This is a genomic window from Promicromonospora sp. CA-289599, from assembly GCF_050936155.1.
Lineage (GTDB): Bacteria > Actinomycetota > Actinomycetes > Actinomycetales > Cellulomonadaceae > Promicromonospora.
The window spans coordinates 6,091,135-6,115,591 of sequence record NZ_JBNJNI010000001.1 but is presented as its reverse complement, the minus strand read 5'-3'; the positions used below and the strand labels follow the sequence as shown (position 1 = coordinate 6,115,591).

Annotated in this window: 15 protein-coding genes; 11 read left to right on the top strand and 4 right to left on the bottom strand. The window is 69.4% G+C overall.

Annotation, left to right across the window (positions count from 1 at the left end):
- The first annotated feature begins 39 nt into the window (after positions 1 to 39).
- Genes ACQEVI_RS27200 through ACQEVI_RS27190 form a run of 3 tightly spaced genes read left to right on the top strand, consistent with a single transcriptional unit; the run spans position 40 to position 11,084 of the window.
- Positions 40 to 3,183 (top strand): LamG-like jellyroll fold domain-containing protein, encoded by a 3,144-nt coding sequence (locus ACQEVI_RS27200; protein ID WP_432905556.1) that lies wholly within the window; start codon positions 40 to 42, stop codon positions 3,181 to 3,183.
- A 59-nt stretch (positions 3,184 to 3,242) separates the two neighbouring features.
- The gene (locus ACQEVI_RS27195) at positions 3,243 to 10,826 is read left to right on the top strand and encodes an RHS repeat-associated core domain-containing protein (protein WP_432905553.1); all 7,584 of its coding nucleotides are present in this window, start codon (positions 3,243 to 3,245) and stop codon (positions 10,824 to 10,826) included.
- Positions 10,827 to 11,084 (top strand): hypothetical protein, encoded by a 258-nt coding sequence (locus ACQEVI_RS27190; protein WP_432905551.1) that lies wholly within the window; start codon positions 10,827 to 10,829, stop codon positions 11,082 to 11,084.
- A gap of 698 nt (positions 11,085 to 11,782) precedes the next feature.
- Here ACQEVI_RS27190 and ACQEVI_RS27185 read toward each other — a convergent pair.
- A complete protein-coding gene (locus tag ACQEVI_RS27185) occupies positions 11,783 to 12,214 on the bottom strand; it encodes a transposase (protein WP_432905548.1) in 432 nt (143 codons plus the stop codon).
- A 277-nt stretch (positions 12,215 to 12,491) separates the two neighbouring features.
- On the opposite strand from ACQEVI_RS27185, the gene ACQEVI_RS27180 reads away from it, so the two are divergent.
- Complete coding sequence (locus tag ACQEVI_RS27180) at positions 12,492 to 12,995, top strand: hypothetical protein (protein WP_432905545.1); 504 nt, start codon at positions 12,492 to 12,494, stop codon at positions 12,993 to 12,995.
- Positions 12,996 to 13,498: 503 nt separating this feature from the next.
- Here ACQEVI_RS27180 and ACQEVI_RS27175 read toward each other — a convergent pair.
- The 3 genes from ACQEVI_RS27175 to ACQEVI_RS27165 all read right to left on the bottom strand — a co-directional run bounded on the left by ACQEVI_RS27175 (position 13,499) and on the right by ACQEVI_RS27165 (position 17,667).
- Positions 13,499 to 14,515, bottom strand: coding sequence for a hypothetical protein (locus tag ACQEVI_RS27175; protein WP_432905543.1), 1,017 nt, complete (start codon positions 14,513 to 14,515; stop codon positions 13,499 to 13,501).
- A 264-nt stretch (positions 14,516 to 14,779) separates the two neighbouring features.
- The gene (locus tag ACQEVI_RS27170; RefSeq protein ID WP_432905541.1) at positions 14,780 to 16,594 is read right to left on the bottom strand and encodes a galactose-binding domain-containing protein; all 1,815 of its coding nucleotides are present in this window, start codon (positions 16,592 to 16,594) and stop codon (positions 14,780 to 14,782) included.
- 155 nt (positions 16,595 to 16,749) lie between these two features.
- Positions 16,750 to 17,667, bottom strand: coding sequence for an AraC family transcriptional regulator (locus ACQEVI_RS27165; protein ID WP_432905538.1), 918 nt, complete (start codon positions 17,665 to 17,667; stop codon positions 16,750 to 16,752).
- 157 nt (positions 17,668 to 17,824) lie between these two features.
- Between ACQEVI_RS27165 and ACQEVI_RS27160 the strand changes: the two genes are divergently transcribed.
- From ACQEVI_RS27160 to ACQEVI_RS27130, 7 genes are all read left to right on the top strand, one after another.
- Positions 17,825 to 18,130 (top strand): putative quinol monooxygenase, encoded by a 306-nt coding sequence (locus tag ACQEVI_RS27160; RefSeq protein ID WP_432905536.1) that lies wholly within the window; start codon positions 17,825 to 17,827, stop codon positions 18,128 to 18,130.
- Between the two features lie 67 nt (positions 18,131 to 18,197).
- Positions 18,198 to 19,175, top strand: a complete 978-nt coding sequence (locus ACQEVI_RS27155; protein WP_432905534.1) for an alpha/beta hydrolase — start codon at positions 18,198 to 18,200, stop codon at positions 19,173 to 19,175.
- 50 nt (positions 19,176 to 19,225) lie between these two features.
- Positions 19,226 to 20,011: an SDR family NAD(P)-dependent oxidoreductase gene (locus ACQEVI_RS27150; RefSeq protein WP_432905531.1), complete on the top strand. Its 786-nt coding sequence runs from the start codon at positions 19,226 to 19,228 to the stop codon at positions 20,009 to 20,011.
- Between the two features lie 117 nt (positions 20,012 to 20,128).
- Positions 20,129 to 20,890: a DUF427 domain-containing protein gene (locus tag ACQEVI_RS27145; RefSeq protein WP_432905528.1), complete on the top strand. Its 762-nt coding sequence runs from the start codon at positions 20,129 to 20,131 to the stop codon at positions 20,888 to 20,890.
- A gap of 98 nt (positions 20,891 to 20,988) precedes the next feature.
- Positions 20,989 to 21,990: an SDR family oxidoreductase gene (locus tag ACQEVI_RS27140; protein ID WP_432905525.1), complete on the top strand. Its 1,002-nt coding sequence runs from the start codon at positions 20,989 to 20,991 to the stop codon at positions 21,988 to 21,990.
- Complete coding sequence (locus tag ACQEVI_RS27135; protein WP_432905523.1) at positions 21,968 to 22,795, top strand: helix-turn-helix transcriptional regulator; 828 nt, start codon at positions 21,968 to 21,970, stop codon at positions 22,793 to 22,795. Before ACQEVI_RS27140 ends, ACQEVI_RS27135 begins: the two co-directional genes overlap by 23 nt.
- 126 nt (positions 22,796 to 22,921) lie before the next feature.
- Positions 22,922 to 24,262, top strand: a complete 1,341-nt coding sequence (locus tag ACQEVI_RS27130; protein ID WP_432905520.1) for an FAD-binding oxidoreductase — start codon at positions 22,922 to 22,924, stop codon at positions 24,260 to 24,262.
- Positions 24,263 to 24,457: the final 195 nt, after the last annotated feature.

Sequence of the window (24,457 nt, the reverse complement as noted above, 5' to 3'; positions counted from 1 at the left end):
ACCATGCGTGCCGAGGGCGAGGTCGTCACTGACTGCTCCGTGTCCTCGGCCCGTTTCGAACCGGAGGCCTTCGTACTGGCCGAGGCGTGCGACAAGGACATCGAGATCGAGGCACTGCGCACGGTCTACGACACCTTCTGGGCCACACCACGACAGACCATCCGCGCCGATGCGTCCTCAGGGGCCGTACGCACCGACCTCTCTGGCGATTGGGAGGCCACGGACGCGACGGTGAGCCTGGATGGGTCCGGGGTGCCGCAGGTGGCCGCGCCGGTGTATGGCATGGACCTGTCTGGCGAGGCAGCCAATGGCGGCCCGTTCATGACCATGAGCATGGACACCCTCGCGCTGTCCATGGGCTTGCCGGACGGGCTGGGCCTGGGCACGCCGGAGGTCGATGCGGCCGACGCGTCGATCGTCACCTATCCGGTGCGGGTCTCGGGGGGCGAGGAGATCGACGGCGCTGATCTGGTGCTGACGATCCACCCTGATGCCACCGGCTACACGCCCGTTCTCCGGATCGCTGATGCGGCTGCGGGTGAGGCGCTGATCGCGGCTGCGGGTGACGAGGGCCTTGGCTTCGTCGTCGACGTCACCGGCGGACTCGAGCTCACGGACCAGCAGCCCGAGATCGAAGGCATGGCGCCTGACCCGGTGCCGGCTGACGGGACTCCCGACGGCGCGTGGGAGGACCCGACCAGCGTGGACGCGACCGGCGTCTCGGAGGATTCCGCTCCTTCCGCGAAGTCGCTCGCCGAACCGGCTGCCGAGGATGGTGCCGATGAGGAGCCTGCCGAGGGGTTCTACGCGGTCGACCCTGCTGGAACGCTGACGTTCACGGGCGCGCCGGGCTGGCAGTGGGACTCGGTCGCCGCGTCCGCCGAGGCGGGTTCTGGGTCGGCGTCGCGGACGGCGATGGTGGACGGTGCGGCAAGCGACGGTGCGGCAAGCATGGACAGCGCCGGGGTGGCCTCGGTCGAGGTCGCGCAGGCTGATGGTCGTGCGGTTGCCTTGGAGACGGTCATCGCGGAGGACGGTCGCAGTGCGGTCATCCGGGCCGACGAGGACATGGTCACGGACCCGAGCGGGAGCTACCCGGTCTTCGTCGACCCGGCGGTGTCCGGTAGCCGTAGCGCGTGGACGTCGCTGAAGGCGGCGTGGCCGACGAGCACGGGGGGCTGGAAGTTCCCCGATTCGTCCGGGATGGGGTACTGCAACGTCAACCTCGACCTGGTGTGCCAGCGATCAGGTTTCCAGCGTCTGGTCTGGCAGTTCAGTGGTCTGTCGTTCGTGGGTGGTCTCTCCTCCGCCGACGTCGTCAGCGCCACGTTCCGCGCCCATGGCACGCACTCCTACAACTGCACCAAGACGACGATGTATCTGTACCGCACGCCCAGCATCAACGCGTCGACGAACTGGTCGAACCATGCCGGCACGTGGGATTCCTCCTACCACATCAGCAACGCGAGCGATGCCTACTACTCCTCGGCGTGTGGTGGTCCGCACGGGACGGAGTGGAACGCGACCGAGGTCGGCAAGCTGATGGCGACGAACGGCTGGTCGGGGATCCACCTCGGCCTGCGTGGCGAGGCGGCGTCCGACATGGACACGTGGAAGAAGCTGCGCTACGACGCTCGGTTCTCGGTCGAGTACAACCGTCCGCCGGCCTCTCCGTTCAACTACCAGACGATCATCGACGGTGCGAACATCGGGTGCAGCACGAATGCCTCCTCGCCCAAGACGTCACGTTCGCTGCGACCGTCCCTGTCTGTCGTGGGCAAGGACCCGGACAAGCAGCAGGTGAGCGTTCAGTTCACGGTGATCAAGAACTCGAACAACGAACGGGTGTGGGAGTCCGCGTGGCGGCCGTGGCAGTCTCCCGGGACCAGCGGTGTCCGGTTCACGATGCGTGTGCCCGAGGGTGAGGAGCTCGACAGCGGTGGCTCGTACCGGTGGCGCGCGCAGATCAAGGACTCGGGCGGACGCATGGTCGGGTACGCGGACACGCCGGCGTGCTATTTCCGTGTCGATATCTCGGCGCCTGCGGAGGCGAGGATCACCCCGCTGCGTGACCACCCCGACGCCGAGGCCTACTACGAGTCGGGCAAGGAACGCGGTGGTCTGGGACTGACCGGCTGCTTCGAGATCTACGCGCCGTCGACGGACTCGAAGAGAATCTGGTGGGGTTATGCGACCCGGATCACCACGCACGAGATCGTCCTCGACTCGACCCGGACCGAGGAGATCTGCTTCGCTCCTGGCGGGACGGGACCCAAGTTCTTGTACGTGAAGGTCGCGGACTCGGCCGGCCTGACGTCGGAGACCGAGTACGAGTTCGACGTCGCCGCCGCTCGTGAGGACGGGGTGTGGACGTTCGATGACCCTGAAGATCCTGGCCAGGACACGGCCGTGTTCGACGCGGACCGTGGCGAGTACCTCTCCGCTGGGCAGCTGAATATCTCGGCCGATTCCACGTTCGGGCCGGGGCCGCATCAGGAGTTCGGAGCGCGCGACGGGGACTCTGCCCTGAGGACTCGGGTGGGCAAGATCGCGTGGACGGATGCGCCGGTGGTGGACACCGGTACGTCGTTCGTGGTCTCCGCGCACGTGAAGCTCGATCCGGACACGGATCGAACCGGCTGGTACACGGCTCTGTCCCAGGAGGGGCCGTTGTACAACGGCTTCCGGCTGGGCTACCGGCCTACCTCGTGCCCGACCACTGACGGCGCGTGCTGGACGTTCGGCGTCAACCGCGAGGTGGGATCGAACACCACGACCTACGCGCGGTCGGCGGTGCCGGTGCGGTTCGGGCAGTGGGTGCACCTGCTGGGCGAGTACGACAAGCCCGCGGGCAAGCTCCGGCTGTACGTGTGTGACGCGGGCACTCCGGACGACCCCGCGGTCGGGGAGCCGATCCTTGCCGAGGCGAGCATGACGGCGGACCTCCCGCAGACGCCCGGACGCTTCGTCGTCGGGCGTGGGTTCATCGGTGGCGCCGCGTCGAACTACTGGACCGGGCATGTCGACAACGTGCGCGTGTTCCGTGGCGAGGTCCTCGCCCAGGCGAAGATCCGCCGCCTGTGCCAGGGCGCCGAAGCCTCCTCCTACGTGGGTGGCAACGGCGTGGACGATGTCGACCCGACCTGGGGCGACGACTCAGGTGAGAACGAGGCCGAGCAGTGAGCAGCGGGCACGGCGGCAACAGGCACGGGACCAGTGGGCGGACTTCGGTGAGGACGGGCATGAGCGGGTACGGCGGCGAAGCACGTTCGCGATGGACGGCGGGAGGCGTGAGCCTGGTCGCCGGGCTGCTGGTGGTGCTGCTCGGTGCTGACCCGGCCACTGCCGCGCCGGCGGTCGGTCGGATCGTCGCGCTGGAGACCGCTGCTGACGCGGAGGTCGACAGCCTGGAGGCGCGCGCGGACAACTTCGAGAAGGTCGAGCAGGCGGTCGACGACCAGGAGCAGGTCACGGCGGAGGACCTGACGGCCCAGGCGTGGGAGCCCGTGCCCGGCCCGTCCGAGGCTCCCGAACAGGTCCTGCCGCGGGCGAGCTCTCCTCCCGTGGCGGACGCCCCGGGAGGAGAAGGAGCGACCGAGCCGACCGAGGACGTGCCCGCGGAGACGGCGGGTATGACGGCGACCGCATTGCGATCGCTCGCCGAGCCCGCCGGCGACGAAGCCGCCACCGAGGCGTCCACGGTCGATCTGGGCGACGGCCCCCACGAGGTGGTGACGGACGACGGCGTCGCCGTGACCGTCGCTCCTCGTAAGGGTCAGGACGAAGGCACGATCGACGTCGCAGCAGAGACGATCGACCCCGAGGCCGGTGCACCAGGTGTCCTGGTGCAGATCGAGCCGGCATCGACGCCCGAGGCACCCGAGTCGGTCGACGTGGAGGTCTCGTACGCTGACCTGGCCGCGAACCTCGCCGAGAGCGGGGAGACGCCTGGCGGTGACTGGGCGTCGCGGTTGACCCTGGTCGAGATCTCCGACTGCGACACCTCCGAGCCTTCGGACTGCACGACGACGCCGGTGCAGGGCGCCGTCAACCACGCGAACGCCGAGACGGTGTCGGCTCCCGTCGACCTGGCCGACGACCAGCCGACCACGTTGATGATGATGGCATCCACCTCTGGTGGTGGCGGCGACTGGGGCGCGACGTCGCTCGCACCGGCCGCGTCGTGGGGTGTTGGTGGGAACACGGGCGCGTTCACGTGGTCCTACCCGCTGAAGATGCCCCAGGTGACCGGGCCCGGCCCGCAGCTGGACCTGTCGTACAACTCCGCCGCGTCGGACGGCCGGGTGGCCTCGACGAACAACCAGACCAGTGTGGTCGGTGAGGGCTGGTCGCTGACCGAGTCCTACATCGAGCGCACGTTCGTCCCGTGCGCGGACGACCAGGAGGGCTCGGCGAACAACGCCGACCACACCACCGGCGACATGTGCGTCGGTGAGGACAACGCGACGATGGTGCTGAACGGGTCGGCGGTCGACCTGGTCAGGACGGCTGACGGCTGGATGCCGAAGCGGGTCGACGGCACGAAGATCGAGCGCAAGACCGGTGCCGACAACGGTGACAAGGAGGGTGAGTACTGGCTCGTCACCACCGCCGAGGGCGCGAAGTACACGTTCGGGCGTGGCGAGCGTGCCTCGGACGGCCTGGCCACCGGTAGCTCGTGGACGATGCCGGTGTACGGCAACCACTCGGGCGAGGCGGGGTACAAGGCGCCGTCGGACGGCGGGTTCGCCGCCTCACGGACGACTCAGACCTACCGCTGGATGCTCGAGCACGTCGAGGAGCCGACCGGCGGCACGATGACGTACGTGTACTCGAAGGAGACGCGCAAGTACACGTACAACCTGGACGATGGTGTCGCGGCGTACACGGCGGGTGGGTTCTTGTCGAGGATCCTGTACGGCACCCGGGTGGGTGCCGAGTCGGGTACCGCGCCGGTTCGTGTGGACCTGGAGTACGCCAGCCGGTGCGTGCCGGGGTCGGGCGTGAACTGTGACGCCGGCCGGGTGAAGCAGAACCTGGCCGCATGGCCGGACGTGCCCGGCGACCTGCTCTGCTACAGCTCGGCGAGCTCGTGCGGGCTCGATGCGATCTCGCCGTCGTTCTACACGCTGTACCGGCTCGACCGGGTGGTGACCCGGGTACTCGACGGCAGCGCGTACAAGCCAGTGGACTCGTGGAAGCTGAACCAGTCGTTCGTCTCCCCGGGAGACGGGTCGCTCGGTGACGGGTCAGCCAAGGTGATGTGGCTCAGCGCGATCCAGCACAGGGGCCACGGCGGTACGACGTGGACGTCGGACGACGTGTCGAACAACGCGGTGAAGTTCGCCCGGGAGATGAAGCCCAACCGCATCGACTCCCAGGGGGACGGTCTGCCGCCGATGTACCGGCCCAGGATGATCGGCGTCCGCACCGAGTCAGGTGCGGTGATCAGCCCGAGCTATCGCACCGAGTGCGGCCCGGGCAATGTGCCCACGAAGGCTGGGATCCCGGATAACGACCGACTGTGCTTCCCGGTCGAGTGGCAGGGCGATGACCTGCCGATGGACTGGTTCCACAAGTACGTCGTGGATGCCGTGACCCAGAACGGTGCGTCGATCTCGGGAGAGCACGAGATCGTGACCGGCTCGGGCGAGCTCACCACGAAGTACAGCTATTCGGGCGGTGCGAAGTGGGTCAAGCCCACGGGGCCGCTGACCAAGAAGGACGAGGTCACCTGGTCGGAGTTCCGCGGCTACCGCACCGTGGTGACCACGCAGGGCGAGGGCTCGCAGGCATCGTCGACGACCACGCGCTACCTGCGGGGCCTCACCACCGGTGGTGACTTCGAGGTCGGGCCCACCGGGTACCGCACGACGGTGACGGACCACGAAGCGCACGCCGGGACGGCGGTCGAGGAGATCACGCACGACGGCGGCGCCGATGACGGCGCCGTGGCGCGGACCGTGACCGTGCCCAAGGCTCCCGTGGTCGCGGCCACGGGTACCGACGGTACGACCAAGGTGACCCGGCAGGCCGGGTCTACGGCCCTTGGATACGAGATGAACGCGGCGGGCGACGTCGCCATCCGTACCCGGTCCGCCACGTCGACGGACGAGAACGGCCAGGTGATCCGGGCCGAGGACCTCGGGGACGCTGCCACCGCCACTGATGACACGTGCACGCACATCGCCTACGCCCATACCGCCGACACCGCGCTGGCCGAGGCGAACATGCTCGGCCTGGTCTCGCGCACCCAGACGTACGCGGCGTCGTGCGCCAAGGTGACGGCGGGCGAGGTATCTCGCCCCGACGACGTGATCAGCGACCAGGTCACCACCTACAACGCCGCCGGTATGGCGACGGCGGTGCGCGGCCTGGACCCGAAGCTGGACCGGACCACTGCCACGGTCGGCAACGGCTCTGGCACGGGGTACGTCACGACTCAGACGATGGGCTACGACGCCTACGGGCGCGTGACCAGCGTCAAGGACGTCACGGGTGCCGAGACCACCACGGCATACACGCCCGCGTCAGCGGTGATTCCCACGACGGTGACCACGACCACGCCGGATCCGGACGGCACCGGCCCAAAGGGGACCATGGCGTCCTCGGTGACGTTCAACAAGGTCACCGGTCTCATGACGTCGAGCAAGGACGCCAACGGGCAGTCGACCAACGGGACGTACGACGCCCTCGGCCGGATGCGGACCGTCACCTACCCGGAGCACGCCGGCCTGAGCAAGCCCTCGGTGGAGTACGAGTACACGACCCGGACGAACGGCCTCAACGTCGTGCTGACCCGCACCCTGGGCGCTGACAGCGAGAACAAGGCGGTCCAGCACGCCACAGCGGAGCTCTACGACGGCCTGATGCGCGTGTTCCAGACCCAGGACGAGGTGCTGGACACCGGCGAGGCCCGGCAGGACAGCGCCGCTGAGCGTGGGCGCCGGATCACCCAGGTCTTCTACGACACCGCCGGACGCGTCTGGAAGGAGTCCGGCACCCAGTACGCCACCGGCGTCGTGTCGAACACGCCGGTCAAGCCGACCCTGGTCGCGCCGTCGGCCACGGTGTACTCCTATGACGGTGCGGGTCGTGTGATCGATCAGATCTTCTACACCGGGCTGGAGGACAACCACCTCAACGAGCAGTCCCGGACGGTCACGCGGTACGACGCGCCGTACACGACGGTCGTGCCGCCGGACGGCGGCACGGCCACCACGACCGTGACGGACGGCCGGGGACGGACCACCGCGCTGTGGGAGCACAAGAGCCGGCCGGCGGTGTCGTCCGACCTTGCGAACGGTCACTGGTACGAGCCGTCGACTCTGCCCGGGTTCAACCCGCGCAACCTCACCACGTCGACCTATCAGGCGACGACCTACGCGTTCAACCGCCTCGGCCAGCTCACGTCGATGAAGGACCCGGCCGACAACACGTGGACGTACGGGTACGACTTCGGCGGTCGGCAGACCCGCGCGACCGACCCCGACGCCGGGACCACGACGACCGAGTACGACCAGGTGGGGCAGGTCGCGCGCACCGTCAACGGGAACGGCAACGCGTCCGGCGCGAGCGACGCGGTCAAGAAGGCCAGCACCCTCGTCTACACCTACGACAACCTCGGGCGGCCGACCCGGGTCGCGGACGGCGCGGGTACGGTGCGCTCGTCGTGGACCTACGACGCCACCCCCGGGCCAGGCGCGGCCGGGGCCAAGGCACTCGGTCTGCCGTCCAGCTCCACCAGGATCCAGGACGGCAAGTCCTACACGACGAAGGTGGGGGCCTACGACGCGGCGTACCGTCCGACGTCAACCACCATGGTTCTGCCCAGCGACCTGCCTGGGCTGACCGGGCTGGCCGAGCGGGAGTTCACGACCTCGTACGAGTACCGGCTCGACGGTTCGGTGCGTCAGCAGGTGCTGCCCGGTGTGACCGCGACCGATGACGACGCGGCGACGCCGGATGCCTCGGTGCTGGGCGCGGAGCATGTGACCACGTTCTATGACGATGCCGGTATGCCGGTGTGGATGGGCGGCGGGTTCGGCTGGGGCACGTATGTGGCCGACTCGCAGTTCACCGCGGACGGTAAGCCGCTGGCGATGGACCTAGGTAACACCTATGGCGCTGTGGTCACGTACAACTGGGACTATGCGTCGGGCCGGCTGAAGGGGATCGGGCTGGACCGGGAGCGGTTCGACGGCCGGGACGTCGACATCACGTACGGGTATGACGATGCCGGAAACGTGCTGTCGATCAAGGACACGCCGCAGGTGGGGGATGCCGCGAACAGCGACGCGCAGGTCAACGACGACAACCAGTGCTTCGACCTGGACGGCCTCGGCCGTCTCGTGGGGGCGTGGACCGACGCCGACGGCACTTGCGCGGCGTCCGTCGGTGATGTGGAGCCCGCTGATGTGGGTACCGCTGAGTTCAGTGCGGCGCCGTACTGGCAGGAGTACACCTATGACGCGGTGGGCAACCGCACGTCCCTGACCGAGCATGTTCTGGACGGCGGCACCGACGTGGTGCGCACGAACTACCAGCACGCCGCAGGCGGGGCCGGGCCGCACCAGGTGACGACGAAGACCCAGCAGACCGGGCCCGCGGCGTCGATCGGTGATGCCCCGGCGAAGACCGTCGCGTCGTTCTCCTACGACGCCGCGGGGAACCAGACCGCGCGGAACTTCTCCGAGCCGGTCGACGCGTCGGACCCGGCCCAGGTCGAGGACGATCTCGACGGTGACGGGGCGGTGGAGACCACCCAGCTGCTGGGTTGGGATGGCGAGGGCGAGCTGGCCACCGTCGCGACGAGCGGTGAAGGGACTGAGGGGGAGAACACCACCGAGGCTGGTGAGGCGTCGTACGTGTACTCCGCCGAGGGTGAGCGGATCACGCGTACCGATGCGTCGGGTACGACCGTGTACTTGCCTGGTGGGCAGGAGGTGCATGTCGATCCTGCTGGTGCTGTGGGAGCGGTTCGGTACTACAGCTTCGCGGGGCAGACGGTGGCCGTGCGTGACGGGCGGGGGCTCGGCGGGGTGACTTCGCTGGTCTGTGATCAGCAGGGCACGCCTGTGGCGTCGGTGCCGAACACTGTCTGGACGGCGGACTCGGTCACCCGGTTGTACTCGGATCCGTTTGGTGGCGATCGCACTCCCACGACCACTGATCCCGAGTCGGGGGAGGTGCTGACTGGTGCGGACCGGCTGCCGGGTGATCGGCGGTTCCTGGGTGCGGCGGGTGGTGTCGAGGACGCCGGTACTGGGTTGGTACTACTTGGGGCCCGGTACTACGACCCGGTGATCGGCCGGTTCCTGAGTGTGGATCCGCAGCTGGATGCGGGGACGCCGGCGCAGTTCAACGCGTATGTGTACTCGGGGAACAATCCGGTGACGTACTCCGACCCGTCAGGTCTGTCCTGGTTCTCGAAGGCCGCCTCGGCGGTGGGCGGGTTCGTCAAGAAGCACCAGGCCGCGATCGTCGGCACTGTGGCCGGTGCGGTTGTGTTCGGCGGATGCATGGCCCTCACCGCGGGAGCAGGCTCGATCGGGTGTGCGGTTGCCGCTGGTGCGGTCGGTGGTGCGGTCTCGAACCTGTGGCGCACCAAGGTCCAGAAAACGGAGCCGTTCAGCTGGAAGAGCTTCCTGGGCGAGACAGCACTAGGCGCCGCGTCAGGGCTGGTCGGTGGGCCTGTTCTTGGTGCGATCGCCCGGCGTATCGCACCAACTGCTGCTGGGGTGGCGTCCAACGCGATCAGGTCGGTGACTAGCGCTGCTGCTCAGCGTGCTTCGCAGGCTGCGCAGGCGATGGCGTCTGCGGTGTCGCGGAATACGGCTGCGGCTGCTGCCAAGGTCAAGACGCAGCGGATCTCGACCGCGGTGTCGAACCTGAAGCAGCGTTTCGGGTCTGGCTGTTCGTTCGCCGGGTCCACCGGTGTGCTGATGGCGGATGGCACTGTCAGGGCGATCGATCAGGTCAAGCCCGGCGACGAGGTGGTGGCTACTGATGCGGAGACGGGTGAGCAGGAGGCCAAGCCGGTCGAAGCGGTGCATGGGCATGACGACGTCATGCTCACCCTGGTGCTGACCACCAGAACTGGTGAGAAGCGCGAGATCCTGACAACCGAGGATCACCCGTTCTGGTCCGAGTCGGATCAGGAGTTCCAGCGTGCGGATGAGCTTGTTCCGGGTGAGGTGGTGCTGACCGCGGACGGTGGCACGATGGAGGTCTACGCCGCCCTGACCGAGGAGGTGAGCTTCGAGCCGGCCTGGAACCTGACGGTGCAGGGGCTGCACACGTACTCGGTGATCGCGACGGGTGCGGACGTAGGCGCTGGTAGTACTCGAGGGCCCCCTGCTGCGGATCACGCGGACGCAGTCCTTGTCCACAACTGTCCAACCGCGCCTGGCCAACCAAACGCTGCCAACAACCCGGTCAACTGGGTCGACGAGGGTGGTGATCTGCGGAGCGGATCACCTGCAATGTCGCAGAGGGCCTACAACTACCAGTCAGGTGCTACAGGTGCGAGATCGAATCCTGCTACTGGCCGTGGAATGGCTCCGCAGCTTGAGATGCCGGGTGCTGATGGTTCGATCGTGAGTGCTAGATTCGATGGGGTTGACGGGCTCGAGATCATCGATCGAAAGTTGAATCCTGTCTTTAGTGCAAAGGCTGTAGATCAAGCTCGGCGCCAAGCGGCGGTAGCCGCATACAACGGTATGCAAGTTGTCTGGGAGTTGCCGACTCCTGCCGCTGTGGCGGCGGCCGGAAGATTTATGGAGTTCTCGAAAGTGTCGACGATCATAGTGAGGCAGGCCCCGTAGATGGACAGCGAACCACTGGTTCGAGCCATAATTGCGGCTCTAATGGTGTTCGAGAACGCCAGTGATTCTGAAATCGATCCGGATGTTGCGGTTCGTGGAATGGAGTCCATAACGGGAGAGATCTCGGGGCTTGAGGAAGGTGATCGCGCAGAGCTACTGCGGATAATTTCCAGAATTGGTTCATCTGAGGGGGATTCCTCCATTAAAAATTTCGTAGAGGGTCTGCCGTTCATGATTGGTCTCGATTCGGGGGCATAGGTGGGTGCCGGTACGAGCGAATCCTGCGGGTGGACTGCAGTCGAGTCGCGCCCCCTAAGGTCCGCAGCTGCGGCTGCCGAGCGTAGACGAGCGTCTGCGGTAGGTACTCCATACAGCGGGGTGGTGGGCCACGGTCCTCACACCACGAGGGCAGGCCTGGTGACGCCCCCCGAGTGGTTTGACATCTCCGGGCCGGCCAGTTTCAGCCTGGAGGGTCAGTCGCTCCGATATCCGGTTGATTACATTCCTGAGATCGTTTTCGTACCATAATTCATGATGCCAATTTCTGGCTTAACATCGTGTCGAGATTCGGCGAGCAGAATGCGAGAATTGCCAAGGTGATGTCAACCCGATCTGGGGGTGCAACGGGCCCAGAGCCGGGGGCGGGTGAATTTGCGCTATTTGAAGTCGAGAACTCCCTTGGTTTCGAGGTTCCGAGTGAGTGCCGATAGTTTCGCCCCGTCTCGAATGGCTGGGAGGGCTTCTATCAAGATGTCAGTTTTCTCGGAGACGACGGCGCGGACCGCGCTAGCCTCGATCATTCACCTGGTGGGTAGCCCGGCCTGACGTTCTCGTCCGATGTGTGGCTTGGCCGCGTTTGGCAGTGTTTCGCTATCGCGTGTCGCTGCGTGCGCCGGTTCCAGCCCGGGGGTTGTGCGGTCGCTCCGTTCCGGCTCGTGGGAACGTCGTCGGTCTGGTCAGGTCACGGCGGGCAGGTTCGTGAGGCGGTGCCAGGCGCTGGTGATCGCGTCGGTGTGGGGGTGGTCGCGGTCGAAGCGCAGCCATCTGCGACGGGCGTGGTGGGCCAGGCGGGCGGGTAGCCGGTAGACGAGCTCGCGTATCGTTGCTGGTTCGGCTCTCGCGAGGTGATCGTGGTCGTGGAAGGCGAGCAGCCGGGTCCAGACGTCGAGGTCGCGGGCGATGCCGGTCAGCAGGATCCAGGCGGTGTTGATCCGCCAGGACGTGGAGGGCAGCAGGCCAAGCCCGGTGGTCTTGGCAGCTCGGACGTGGTCCTCGACGACGGCGTGATGGCGGTGCAGGAGGGACTGCTGTTCAGATAGGTGACGCTGGATGTGTGCGGTCGAGCGTCGTCGCCGTAGTGGCGGCGTACTCCTGATCGGCCGCGGCACGCTCTGGCCTGCGGGTCTGCGTCCACGACGCTAGGTTCGGTGGCGATCCAGCACTGTGTGTTTTCCATTGGGTGCTGAGGCGCGAGAAATTGAAACTGCACTCGCTCGGGCCGGGCGGACACGCGCCCTCGTTCCCGGGACTTCGACTCTGCCCGGCGCGGGCCGGTCTCGCGAGGTCGCGGACCGAGGAACCAGCCGTGCAAACCAGCACAGATGCGACTCGGCGTACGTCGTGTCACCGTGTTCGGACTGCCATACCCGTACTGAGGAGGACAGCGTGAACCGCACCCCCATCGCGAGCCGGCAGCACGTCCCCGTCGCCCGCCGTCTGGCTTCCCTTGCCCTTGCCACCGGCCTCACCCTTGGCCTGGGTGGCACGCTCGCCGCGTGCTCGGACCAGGACATCAATGACACCGCCGACCAGGTGAAGGACGTCTCGGGCGAGGCGCGGGGCATCGTCGACCAGGCGAGGCAGTCGATCGACGACGCTCACGCGACGTTCGAGAACCTCGATGCCGAGGCGAGGGCCGAGGCCGAGGTAGCCGTGGCCGAGGCCGACCAGGCGATCGACGACGCGCAGGCCGCATTGGAGAAGGCTGAGCAGGACGCGTCCGCGGAGGGCCAGCAGGCCGTTGCCGACGCGGAGCAGCAGGTGGACCAGGCCACGGCGCAGCTCGAGCAGGCCGAGGAGGCGGTGAGCGGTGACGCCGCAGCCGCCCTCGACAGCATCGGACAGAACCTCTCGGTGCTCGGCGCCGACCTGCGCGACGCCCAGGACTGACCCCTTCTGTCCAGGCGGTTGGCTGGCTTGAGCTGTCGCCTAGGGCGGCGTCACCGTGACCTGGTTGTCACCTACAGGCCATTCACCGGAACCAGACCGTCTTCGACGTGGCCCGCGCCAGCTGACCGGTACTGCAACGGCGCAGCTTGGCCACCCACACGGACCAGCTGTCACTTACGGCGCCGCGACGGGTCGGCTGACCGGCCGGTTTGCCGGTCGGTTCTTCAATCTCCGTGAGAGTCCGGCAGAGTACCGGTCCCTGAGGACTCCGCCACCGCCGTCAGACATCACCGAGGTGTTTCCCAGGTTGGTGGGCTGCGATCGCACAACCACCAGGCTCCATCCGACGCCGGGGGCGCCGATGGCGAGCGAGAGCTCGTTCGGCGGGCCGCTGTAGTGGCCGGCCGACGAACGTTGGCCGCACGCCGAGGGGCGGTACGAGACCGACTGGTCTCGGCTGGCCGGTTCGCGCCAATTGCTGTAGAACAGCGTTCGGTGCTCGGTCAGGCTGCGCTGAAGCGGCGCGCGATCTCGTGGAACGCGGCTTTGGGCACCAGAGCGTACGGGCGATCGCCCACGGCGGTGGTGGGGTCGGCGGCCAGCACCCCGAAGCTGGCCACGTCGATGTCGTGGACCGGATCAGGGGAGCGAGGGTAGGTCGGTTCGCTGAACTCGAAGACGAACGCGCCGGTGACGTCGTGCTCGACGAAGGAGTCAAGCAACTCGGCGAGGTAGCGCTGCTGGACGGACTCGTCGCGTGGGTGGTCTCCCTTCACGCGGGGTCGGGTGGGGTCGCTCCAGTCGATGATCGCGTCGCCCGCTCCACCCTGGCGGTCGGCACCGGGGTAGCTGCAGCACCCGAACTCGGTGATGAGCACGGGCTTGCGGTGGCGGTGCAGTCCGGCGAGTGCCGCGCCGTACGTGGCGGCGTTGCTCTTGTCGCGATACAGGTTGACGCCGACGTGGTCGAACGGGCTCCAGTCGACGCTCTCCCAGGAGCCGGCGCCGTAGGTGATCTCGCCGGTGAAGTGGTCACGGGCTCGGGCGACCGCGGTCCGCAGGCGCCGGTTCAGCAGGACGTTGAACAGCGGCAGCAGCGGCCAGATGACCCCGAGAGCCGTCGCGCGGTGCTGGTAGGTCCGACCCGGGATGATGCCGGGGGCGAAGATGCTCAGCTCGCAGCCCACGTTCAGGCGGACGTCGGCGCCGCGGTCGTGGAGCGCTTGCGCAAGGTCGGCGACCTGGGTGAGGTGATCAAGGGCGGTCTCGGCATGGACGTCGATCAGGCGCGGTTGCAGCCAGAGGGCCAGGCCGGCGTCAGCCGCGTACTCGGCGCACTCGGCCAGATGGGGGAGCTGCGAACCGAACAGGGTGACGGCGTTGCAGTGCAGCTGGTCGCGGATCACGGCGATGTCGGTGCGCATGCCCTCGGTCGACCAGTCCTGGCGTGAGTGCCAGCCCGGCATGTAGTTGGTGCCGGTGTCGTAGTTGATCCCGCGGAAGTGCAGTGTGTCGGCCATGCCCCACTATGCCCCACAGGCCGCGTGCCCGTCAGGACCCCTGGAACAGATCAAGCGCGCCGGGATGTGCTTCGAAGTTGGTTCAGTCTCTGGTAGTCGCGGCGGATGGAGGCTTCGGAGGCCGCACCTGCTTCCTTCATCCGGAGCAGGAGCGAGTCGACCGAGACAGTGCCGGGAGAACTCGTCCAGGCGGGCGATGCGTAGATCGGGGTCGGGGTGCGTCCCGACGAACGCACCCCGACACCCAGCCGCGGACTGTCCCGATCAGTGCCGGGCGCTCACGGCCTCCAGCGCGTCCTTGTACTCCTTGAGGTCGGCCTTCTTCGTGCCCACGTCGAGGCGCGCTGCCTCGACGGCGTGCAGCAGGTCGCCCACCGTCGTGCCCCCGGCGAGCGGGTCCTCCAGGGAGACCGAGCCCGCCGCGACGTTGAGCCGTACGGCGAGCAGCTGCCGGTCGATGACGTCGACCCACTCGTCGTGCTTGGGCGCCCACAGCACCTGCACGGCGTCGTCCAGCGTGGTCAGGTCGACGACCTCGTCGAACACGTCGCTCTGCGCGCGCGTGGCCGACAGGAAGCACAGCAGCTCCTCAGCCGTGTGGTCCGGGTTCCGGACCTGCCGGTACTCCGACGACCAGTACCCGGCGCCGCGAGCCACGGGCGCCGGCGCGGGCTCCTCGCCGCTCGGCGTGCCGTAGATCTCCAGCTCGTAGAGGGAGAAGCCCCACTGCGTGGCGCGCTCGGTGGCGTAAAGGCGCACGTGCTGGCCCGTGCCCGAGAGGTCGATGTCGTCGAAGAAGCCGTCGCCGTCGGTGACGGCGTGCACCGTGGTCCAGGTGTCGCCGTCCGGCGAGGTCTGGATCTCGTAGCCTGACGCGAACGCGGTCTCCCAGTCGATCACGACGCGGCTGAGGTCGTAGCTCGCGCCGAGGTCCACCGCGATCCATTCCGGCTCGCTCCACTGGCTGCCCCACCGGGTGCCGGCGTTGCCGTCCACCGCCATCTCGCCGGTGCGAGCGGGGTCGTCGATGCTGGACGTCGTCACCGGCCGGCCCAGTGCCAGCGACTCCTGGTCCTCGTCGGCGCACTGGTCGCCGCCCCCGCCGTCGGCCAGGTAGCAGCGCAGGTACCGGTAGGACTCCGCGGAGGACTCGAACGACGGCGCGTAGTCCCACTCGTAGGTGTAGTACTCCACGTAAGGCTCGGACGCGGCGATGATCGCCGGAAGGTCGATGTCACCGTTACCGAGGCCGACCTGCCTCGGGTCGCCCTCGGCGTTGACGTTCACCGCGTCCTTGATGTGCAGGAGCTCGATGCGGTCCCCGTACTCCTCGATCCACGCCGGGACGTCGATGCCGGCGTCCGCGGCCCAGCCGACGTCGAGCTGGAACGTGACGTAGCGCGGGTCGGTGTTCTCCTCGATGACCTGCCAGGCGCTGACCATCTCACCCGTCTCAGGGTGGGGGTACCGCGTCGTGAACTCGCTCTGGTGGTTGTGCAGCGCGATCTTGTTCGCGCCGTTTTCGTTCGCGTACCGGCCCAGCCGGTTGACGTACTCCGCGGTCGCCAACGCTTCCTCGTAGGTGCCGTAGCTACCTGCCATCCCGCCGGTCCCGATGTAGTCCTGACCCAGCGCGACGGCGTAGTCGACCGTCTCGGGCCACGTGTCCCAGTCCGTGCTGCCGTGGCTCGAGGACACCTCCAGGCCGTGACTGTCGAGGATCGCCTGGTAGTCGCCGACCGGCATCGAGTAGGGCTGGCTGAACGGCTCGATGTTGGTGAAGCCCGCGTTGGCCACCTCGCCGAGCACGCGGTCGATCGTCTCGGGGGACGGTGTCCCGGAACCGAGCTCGTTGACGTGCGTGTACAGCTGGATGGAGATCTTGGAGTCGGGGAGCCCGTCGTCCGCTCCACATGCTTCGGCGGCCGTGGTGGTCACCGCGGGAGCGCCGGCGGACGGGGTGGCGACGACGGAAGGGGCGGCGACGGCCGGGGCGGCAGCGAGCGTGCCCGCGAGGAGCGCGCCGCCCGTCAGTGCCGCGCCGAGGCGCCGCGCGCCAGGCGAGTGGGAGATCTGCATGGGTGCTCCGATCGACGACTCTGTCATTTATGGCGACAGTCATGCAACTTTTGCCGCCATGGGTGCAAAAGGAGTCTGTGGGGCGGGCGATACCGTGTCAAGAGCGGAGTTTTCGCCTTCTCGTGGCACCGGACGGGTGGCACCCCGGCGGTGGCCTACACGAGCGCCGGAGCGCGGCCGGCGGATGTGTCGCGCAGCAGGACGGCGTCCTGGCTCGGCGGGAGGCCGAACTGCCGGCGGTACTCACGGCTGAACTGCGAGGGGCTGTCGTAGCCGACCCGTAGCCCCACGCCCGTCACGTCGCCGGGCCGGGTGGCGAGCAGGAGGCGCGCCTCCTGGAGCCGGATCTGCTTCTGGAACTGGATGGGGCTCATCGCGGTGACCGCCTGGAAGTTCCGGTAGAACGCGGAGGCGCTCATGCCCGACAGGGCCGCCACGTCCTGGACGCGGAAGGGCTGCGCGTAGTGCTCCCGGATCCACTGGACGGCGCGGGCGATGTGGGCGAGCCCGCTGTCGGCCAGGCCGAGCTGGCGCACGGTGGCGCCCTGCTCCCCGGTGACCAGGCGCCAGAGAATCTCGCGCTTGACGAGGGGTGCCAGGACCGCGGCGTCGCGCGGGCTGTCGAGCAGGCGCAGCAGTCGCACGACCGCGTCGACGAGGGGTGCGGGGGCGTCGCTGACCACCATGCCGGGCGGTGCGGCGGCGCTGGCCGGAGGGAGGTCGCCCGGTGCGGCCGCCAGGAGCAGCTCGGCGATCAGGGCGGGACGCAGGACGAGCCCGAAGCCGAGCGCCGGCTCGTCGGGTCGGGCCTTGGTGAACAGGCCGGTCACCGGCAGGTCGACGGACGCCACCAGGTACTGCCCGGGGCCGTACTCGTGCACGCTGCTGCCGAGCGCGATCCGCTTCGCGCCCTGGGCGATCAGCGCCATGACGACGCCCGACATGGAGGGCGCAGGTGGTGCGGACCGGTCGACCGCCGAGACCAGGACGTCGTCGAGCGCCGTCGCGTGGGTGTCGCGCCGGGCATGGCGGGCGATCAGGGTACGCAGCTCGTCGAGGTCTGCACCGTTCATGGCACGAGCATGGCACGACGTCTTCACGATGCTCGCGGTGTCGGGAGGATCGTGCAAGTGATCAGGACGATCGTCGTTTCGGAGCGGTGGGCTCGCGCGGTGTGATGGAGGCACAAGCAACCGGGCTCCCAGGGGCCCTCGCACCGAGGAGACTCACATGACCGTTCGCCACGGATTCCAGGCCACCCTGACCGCGCTGCCCGGCAAGGGCGACGCCCTGGTCGAGATGCTGCTGAACGCCCCGTCGCTGTCCCGCACGGACTGCCCCGTCTTCCTGATCAGCCGCTCCACCGCGAACGCCGACGTCGTGCACGTCATCGAGGGCTGGACCAGCGAGGAGGCCCACGCCACGTTCTTCGCGACCAGCGAGGCGCAGGCCCTCGTCGCCGAGCTGCAGCAGCTGCTGGCGGGGGAGTCCGAGTACACGGACCAGGTGCTGGTCGGCGGCAAGGCCGAGCTCTGACCCGCCCGCCCCTGGTAGCGCCGTCCCGCGCCCTGACGACCCGAACCCTTCCTGAGAGGAACATGTCATGACGATCGCTCGTCCCGAGATCGATCCCGAGCTGCGTCCGCTGCTCGACCTCCTCCCCGCCGCGAACCTCGGCCCCGACACGCTGGCGCAGGTGCGTGGCCTGGCGGCCACCACGGCGGAGGGCATCGAGAGCCTGCTCACGACGGGGCGGACCGTCGACCGGCGCGACCTCGCCGTCACCGCCCCGGACGGCACGCCCGTCCCGCTCACCGTCCTGAGCCCGCCGGGCCTCGATCGCTCGACGCCCGCGCCCTGCGTCTACTGGGTGCACGGCGGCGGGATGGTGCTGGGGGACCGGTTCTCGAACATCGACATCCCGCTGGAGTGGCTCGACGGGCTCGGCGCCGTCGTCGTGACCGTTGACTACCGGCTGGCGCCGGAGGTGACCGGCACCGACCTCGTCGAGGACTGCTACGCGGGCCTGGTCTGGGTGGCCGAGCACGCCGCCGACCTGGGCGTCGACCCGGCGCGGCTCGTCGTCGCGGGCACCAGTGCCGGGGGTGGCCTGGCTGCCGGCGTCGCCCTGCTGGCGCGGGATCGCGGCACGCCGGACCTCGCGGCACAGGTGCTGGTCTGCCCCATGCTCGACCACCGCAACGACACAGGGTCGAGCCACCAGTTCGCCGAGGGCCCCGCGACGTGGAACCGGGCGATGAACGCGTTCGGCTGGCGGTCCGTGCTCGGCGCGGGTCCGGAGAGCGAGGTGTCGCAGTACGTGTCGCCCGCCCGGGCCGGTGACCTGTCGGGCCTGCCGCCCGCGTACATCGACGTCGGCTCGGCCGAGGTGTTCCGGGACGAGGACGTCAGCTACGCCAGCCGCATCTGGGCCGCCGGGGGCCACGCGGAGCTGCATGTGTGGGCCGGCGGGTTCCACGGTTTCGACGCGCTCGTGCCCGGGGCGCAGGTCTCGATCGCGGCGCGCCGGACACGCGCCGACTGGCTCCGTCGGGTGCTGGATGTGCGGGCCGGCTCGTGAACAACGCAGAGACGAACAAGACAGAGACGAACAACAGGGAGATGGCAGAGATGAACCAGGACCAGAACAGCAGTGACGTTCCCGTCGCGGTAATCACCGGGGCGAGCGCGGGCATCGGCCGCGGCACGGCGATCGAGATCGCGCGCCGCGGGATGCACGTCGTCGTGACGTACAACTCCCGTGCGCAGGAGGCGGAGGAGACCGTGCGTCTCGTCCGGGAGGCCGGCGGTGACGCCGTCGCCATCCGGCTCGACATCGCGCACAGCGACCAGTTTCCCGCCTTCCGGCAGGAGCTGACGGACGCGATCTCGACCGCGTGGGGTGCGACGACGGTCCGCGCCCTGGTCAACAACGCCGGCTTCGGTGGCGGGCTGCCCTTCACCGAGATGACCGAGGACGCGTTCGACCGGTACTACCGCGTGCTCCTGAAGGGCCCCTACTTCCTGACCCAGGCGCTGCTGCCCCTGCTGGCGGACGGCGGATCCGTCGTGAACGTCTCGAGCAGCTCCGTGCGTCCGGGGGACACCGAGGCCGGGTACTCCGGCTACGCGGGGATGAAGGGCGGCCTCGTCACGGCCACCCGGTACCTGGCCAAGGAGCTCGCCGGCCGCGGTATCACTGTCAACTCCGTCGCTCCGGGGCCCACGCGCACGCGGATCGGAGACGACGCGTTCGATCGCTTCCCGGAGATCATCGACGGCATCGCGGCGAGGACCACGCTCGGCCGGATCGGCGAGCCGCAGGACGTCGGCAGGGTGATCGCGTTCCTGGTCTCGACGGACGCCGGGTGGATCACCGGCCAGGACATCCAGGTCTCCGGGGGATTCGCGCTCTGAAGGGTCGCGCCGCGGTGGTCACACATCACGGGGCTCGTCGGTCGAACAGCCGGAAGGACACGGACGCCTCGCCGCTCGACCGCGGCGGGGGACGGGCAACGCGAGGTGAGGAACAAGATGGCGGGCATCGTGCAGCGGGCAGTAGTGGTCCAGCCGGGGACGGTGGAGCCCGGATCGGTCCGGGTGCGCGCCTACAGCTCGGGCGTGCTGGTCGCCGACGCCGACCCGCCACTGCTGGTCTGGGAGCACCCGTACTACCCGCAGTACTTCTTCGCCCCGGGCGGGGTGCAGGCCGAGCTGCGCGCGGCAGGTCCGGGACGCCGGTCCCGGAGCCTCGGCCCGAGCGAGCTGTACGACGTCGTGGTGGGCGACCAGGTGCTGGCGGGCGCGGCCCAGCGGTACCCGGAGGCGCCCGTCGAACACCTGCGCACCATGACGACGCTGGCCTGGTCGGCCTTCGACACGTGGCTCGCGGAGGATGAGGTGATCCACACCCACGCCCGCGACCCGTACGTGCGGGTCGACGCGATGCCGTCCAGCCGGCACGTCCGCGTCGTGGCCGGCGGGGTGGTGGTCGCCGAGTCGTGCCGCCCCGTCGTCCTGGTCCAGTCCGGGCAGCCGCCGCGGTACTACCTCCCGCGGGTCGACGTCCGGATGGACCTGCTGACCCCGACCGACACGGTGAGCCACTGCGCGTACAAGGGCACCGCCGCGTACTGGACGCTCACGGTCGGCGCGCTCGAGCTGCCCGACGTCGTCTGGGGCTACGACACCCCGCTGCGCGAAGGGCTGGCCGTCGCCGGGCTGGCCTGCTTCTGGCCCGAGCAGAGCGCGGACCTCGAGGTCTACGTCGACGGCGAACGGATCGACCGGCCGTAGCCCGCCGACGGTGCCAGCCAAGGACAAGCTGGACCTGGATCCGGACCCCGGGCGCGCACAGGCTGGTGCGGACACAGACCGGCGTGAGAGGAACCCCAGTGAGCAAGAAGAACCCCGCCCAGCGGCCCGACGTCGTCGTGCCGGACCTGACCGGCAGGCGCGCCGTCGTGACCGGAGCCAGCGACGGGATCGGGCTCGGCCTCGCCGAACGCCTCGCCCGCGCCGGAGCCGAGCTCGTGCTCCCCGTACGCAACCCGGCGAAGGGCCGCGCGGCCACCGACCGGCTGCGCGCCGCCGTACCCGGCGCCGTCGTCACCACCCGCCCCGCGGACCTCGCGTCGCTCGAGTCGGTGGCGGCGCTCGCGGACGGCCTCCTGGCCGAGGGCCGGCCGATCGACCTGCTCGTCGCGAACGCGGGAGTGATGACGCCGCCTGCCCGCACCACGACGGCGGACGGGTTCGAGCTCCAGCTCGGCACCAACCACCTGGGGCACATGGCGCTCGTCGGGCACCTGCTGCCGCTCCTGAGCGGCTCCCGAGCGCGCGTCACCACGATGACGAGCGCGGCCGCGCGGTTCGGGCGCCTGTACTGGGCCGACCTCAACAGCGAGCGCGACTACTCGCCGGTGCGCGCCTACAACCTCTCGAAGCTGGCCCAGCTGATGTTCGCCCTCGAGCTGGACCGGCGCAGCAGGGCGCACGGCTGGGGGATCGTGAGCAACGCGGCCCATCCCGGGACCACCTACACGGGCCTGTACACGGCGGGGCCGGGCCTCGGCAGCCCGGAGCCGCCGCGGATCGACGCCGTGATGCGGCGGCTCCTCGGCTTGAGGATCTTCGTGCAACCGGTCGAGCAGGGGCTGCTGCCCGCGCTGCAGGCGGCCACCGACCCGGCCGCCGACGGCGGGACGTTCTACGGCCCCGACGGCATCGGCCACTTCACCGGTGGGTCCGCCCGGCAGCGGGTCTACCGGTCCGCCACCGACGAGGTGGCAGCTGCGCGCCTGTGGGCGGCGTCCGAGAAGATGACGGGCGTGCGGTTTCCTGACGCGGCGCTCGAAGAACGAGGTGAGGTCGATGGATCGCGAGCAGCTCGGTGAGTTCCTGCGCACCCGCCGGGAGGCGCTCCAGCCCGAGGACGTGGGGCTGCCCCGCGGGCCGCGGCGACGCACGAGCGGCCTGCGGCGGGAGGAGGTCGCCGCGCTGAGCGGCGTCTCGGCGGACTACTACAGCAGGATCGAGCAGAGCCGCGGCGCGGTGCCCTCGGAGCAGGTGCTCGCGGCCATCGCCCACGGTCTGCACCTCACGCTCGAGGAGCGGGACCGGCTGGTCGAGCTCGCCGGGCACGCCCTGCCGCGCCGCGTCCGGCGCAGTGACCACATCAACGCCGGCCTGATGCGGATCCTGGACGGGCTGGCGGACGCGCCCGCGCAGGTCGAGAACGTCCTGGGGGTGACCCTGCGCCAGACACGGCTCGCCGCGGCGCTCCTCGGCGACGAGACCTCGTACACCGGTCCGCAACGGGCCCGGATCTACCGGTGGTTCACCGACCCGCGTAGCCGGGACCGGATCCCCGAGGAGGACCACGGCCGGCACGGCCGCACCCTCACGGCCCGGCTCGCCGCGGTCCATGCCCAGACCGGGCCGACGTCGCCGGCGGGTGAGCTCGCGGCCGGTCTCCGCGGACGCAGCCCCGAGTTCGCGCGGCTGTGGGACGAGCATCCCGTGCTCGGCCCCTACTGCGAGCCCAAACGGCTGAACCACCCGGAGGTGGGGCTCGTCGAGCTGCACGGGCAGTCGCTGCTGGACCCCGACCAGTACCAGGCCCTGACGGTGTTCACGGCGGTGCCCGGCACGGAGAGCGCCGAGCGGCTGCGCCTGCTCGCGGTGGTGGGCTCGGTCTGATCGACGGCGCTCCGGGAGTGCTGCCCGTGTGGGGGCAGTCACATCGCCCGCGGTCACATCTCGCGGGTCTGAGGGGTCACTACTGCGTCGGTGCACCGCGCACCGCACCCCTGTGGAAGGAACGCCATGACCTCACCGATCGAGACCCTTCGCCGTGACTTCGGCGGCGACATCATCGAACCGGGCGACGCCGAGTACGCGGCGGTCGGCCGCTCGAAGCTGGCCGCGGGGAGCCCCGCCTACGTCTTGCGCCCCGGCACCGTCGACGACGTACGGTCCGCGGTCCGGTTCGCCGCCGGGTCCGGCACGAGGCTGTCCGTGCGGGGCGGCGGCCACAGCTTCGCCGGGTTCGGCACCAACGACGGCGGTGTCGTCATCGACCTGAGCCTGCTCGCGACCGTGGAGGTCGTCGATCGCGAGCGCCACCTCGTGCGGATCGGCGGCGGCGCCCACTGGGGCCAGGTCGCGGAGGCGCTGGCCCCGTACGGCCTGGCGATCTCCGCGGGCGACACCAAGAGCGTCGGCGTGGGCGGGCTGACGCTGAGCGGCGGCATCGGCTGGAAGGTCCGGCGGTACGGCCTGGCCCTGGACAGCGTGGTCGCCGCCGAGATCGTCACCGCCGACGGCGAGGTCCTCACCGCGAGCGCCGAGGAGAACCCTGAGCTGTTCTGGGCGATCCGTGGTGGCGGCGGCAACTTCGGCGTCGTGACGTCCTTCGAGTTCGAGGCGCACCCGACCACGGAGGTCGTCTTCGGCAAGGTCACGTTCCCGCAGGCCGAGGCCGTCGATGTGCTCCAGGGCTGGGCGGACTACCTGCGCACCGCGCCGGAGGAGGTCACGTCGATCGCGAACCTCGCCAACCCGCTGGCCGGCGGCCCGGAGGCGCCGGTGGAGATCCACGTCGCGTTCGACGGCGACGACCCGGAGGCGGCCGCCCGCGCGCTCGCCCCGATCCGCGCGCTCGGCACCGTCCTGGACGACGACGTCGCGCCGCACGCCTACGCGGACATCCTCGTGGAGGGCGGGTCCCCGCCGCCCGGCATCGAGGTGCTCGCCCACGACGGCTTCGTCGAGCGGGAGTCGGTGGCGGAGGTCCTGCAGATCCTGGCCGAGATCGGGACGTCGCCCGGGTCGCCGTCGATCGCGATCCGCAGCGTGGGTGGTGCCGTTGCCCGGGTTCCCGGCGACGCCACCGCTTACGCGCACCGGCAGGCGGAGCTGATGGTCGCCACCCTGGTGGGCGGTCCGATGCCCGTCGTCGAGGCCGCGCGCGCCGGCCTGGACGCGATCTGGGAGAAGCTCGGCCCGCACGTCAGCGGCGCCTACGCCAACTTCCTCACGGCAGCCACGGTCGACGACGTGGCCGCTGTCTACCCGGCGGCCACGTACGAGCGCCTGGCGGAGGTCAAGCGGCGGTACGACCCGCACAACATCTTCGCGCACAACCACAACGTCCGGCCGAAGTAGGGGATCGGGGCGAACGCGGGCGTCGCCTCTGGTCGGGGCGGCGCTCGCGTAGGGCGGCTTCTCGCGCAGGTGGACCCGCACTTCGTGTCGATGAGAGGTGTTCCATGGGTGGCGCGTCGGGCAGGAGGTAGTTGATCCCGTGTCCGGTCCTGGGGTTCCCTGCGCTATCTGCCCTCTTCTCCGACGCTCGACCGG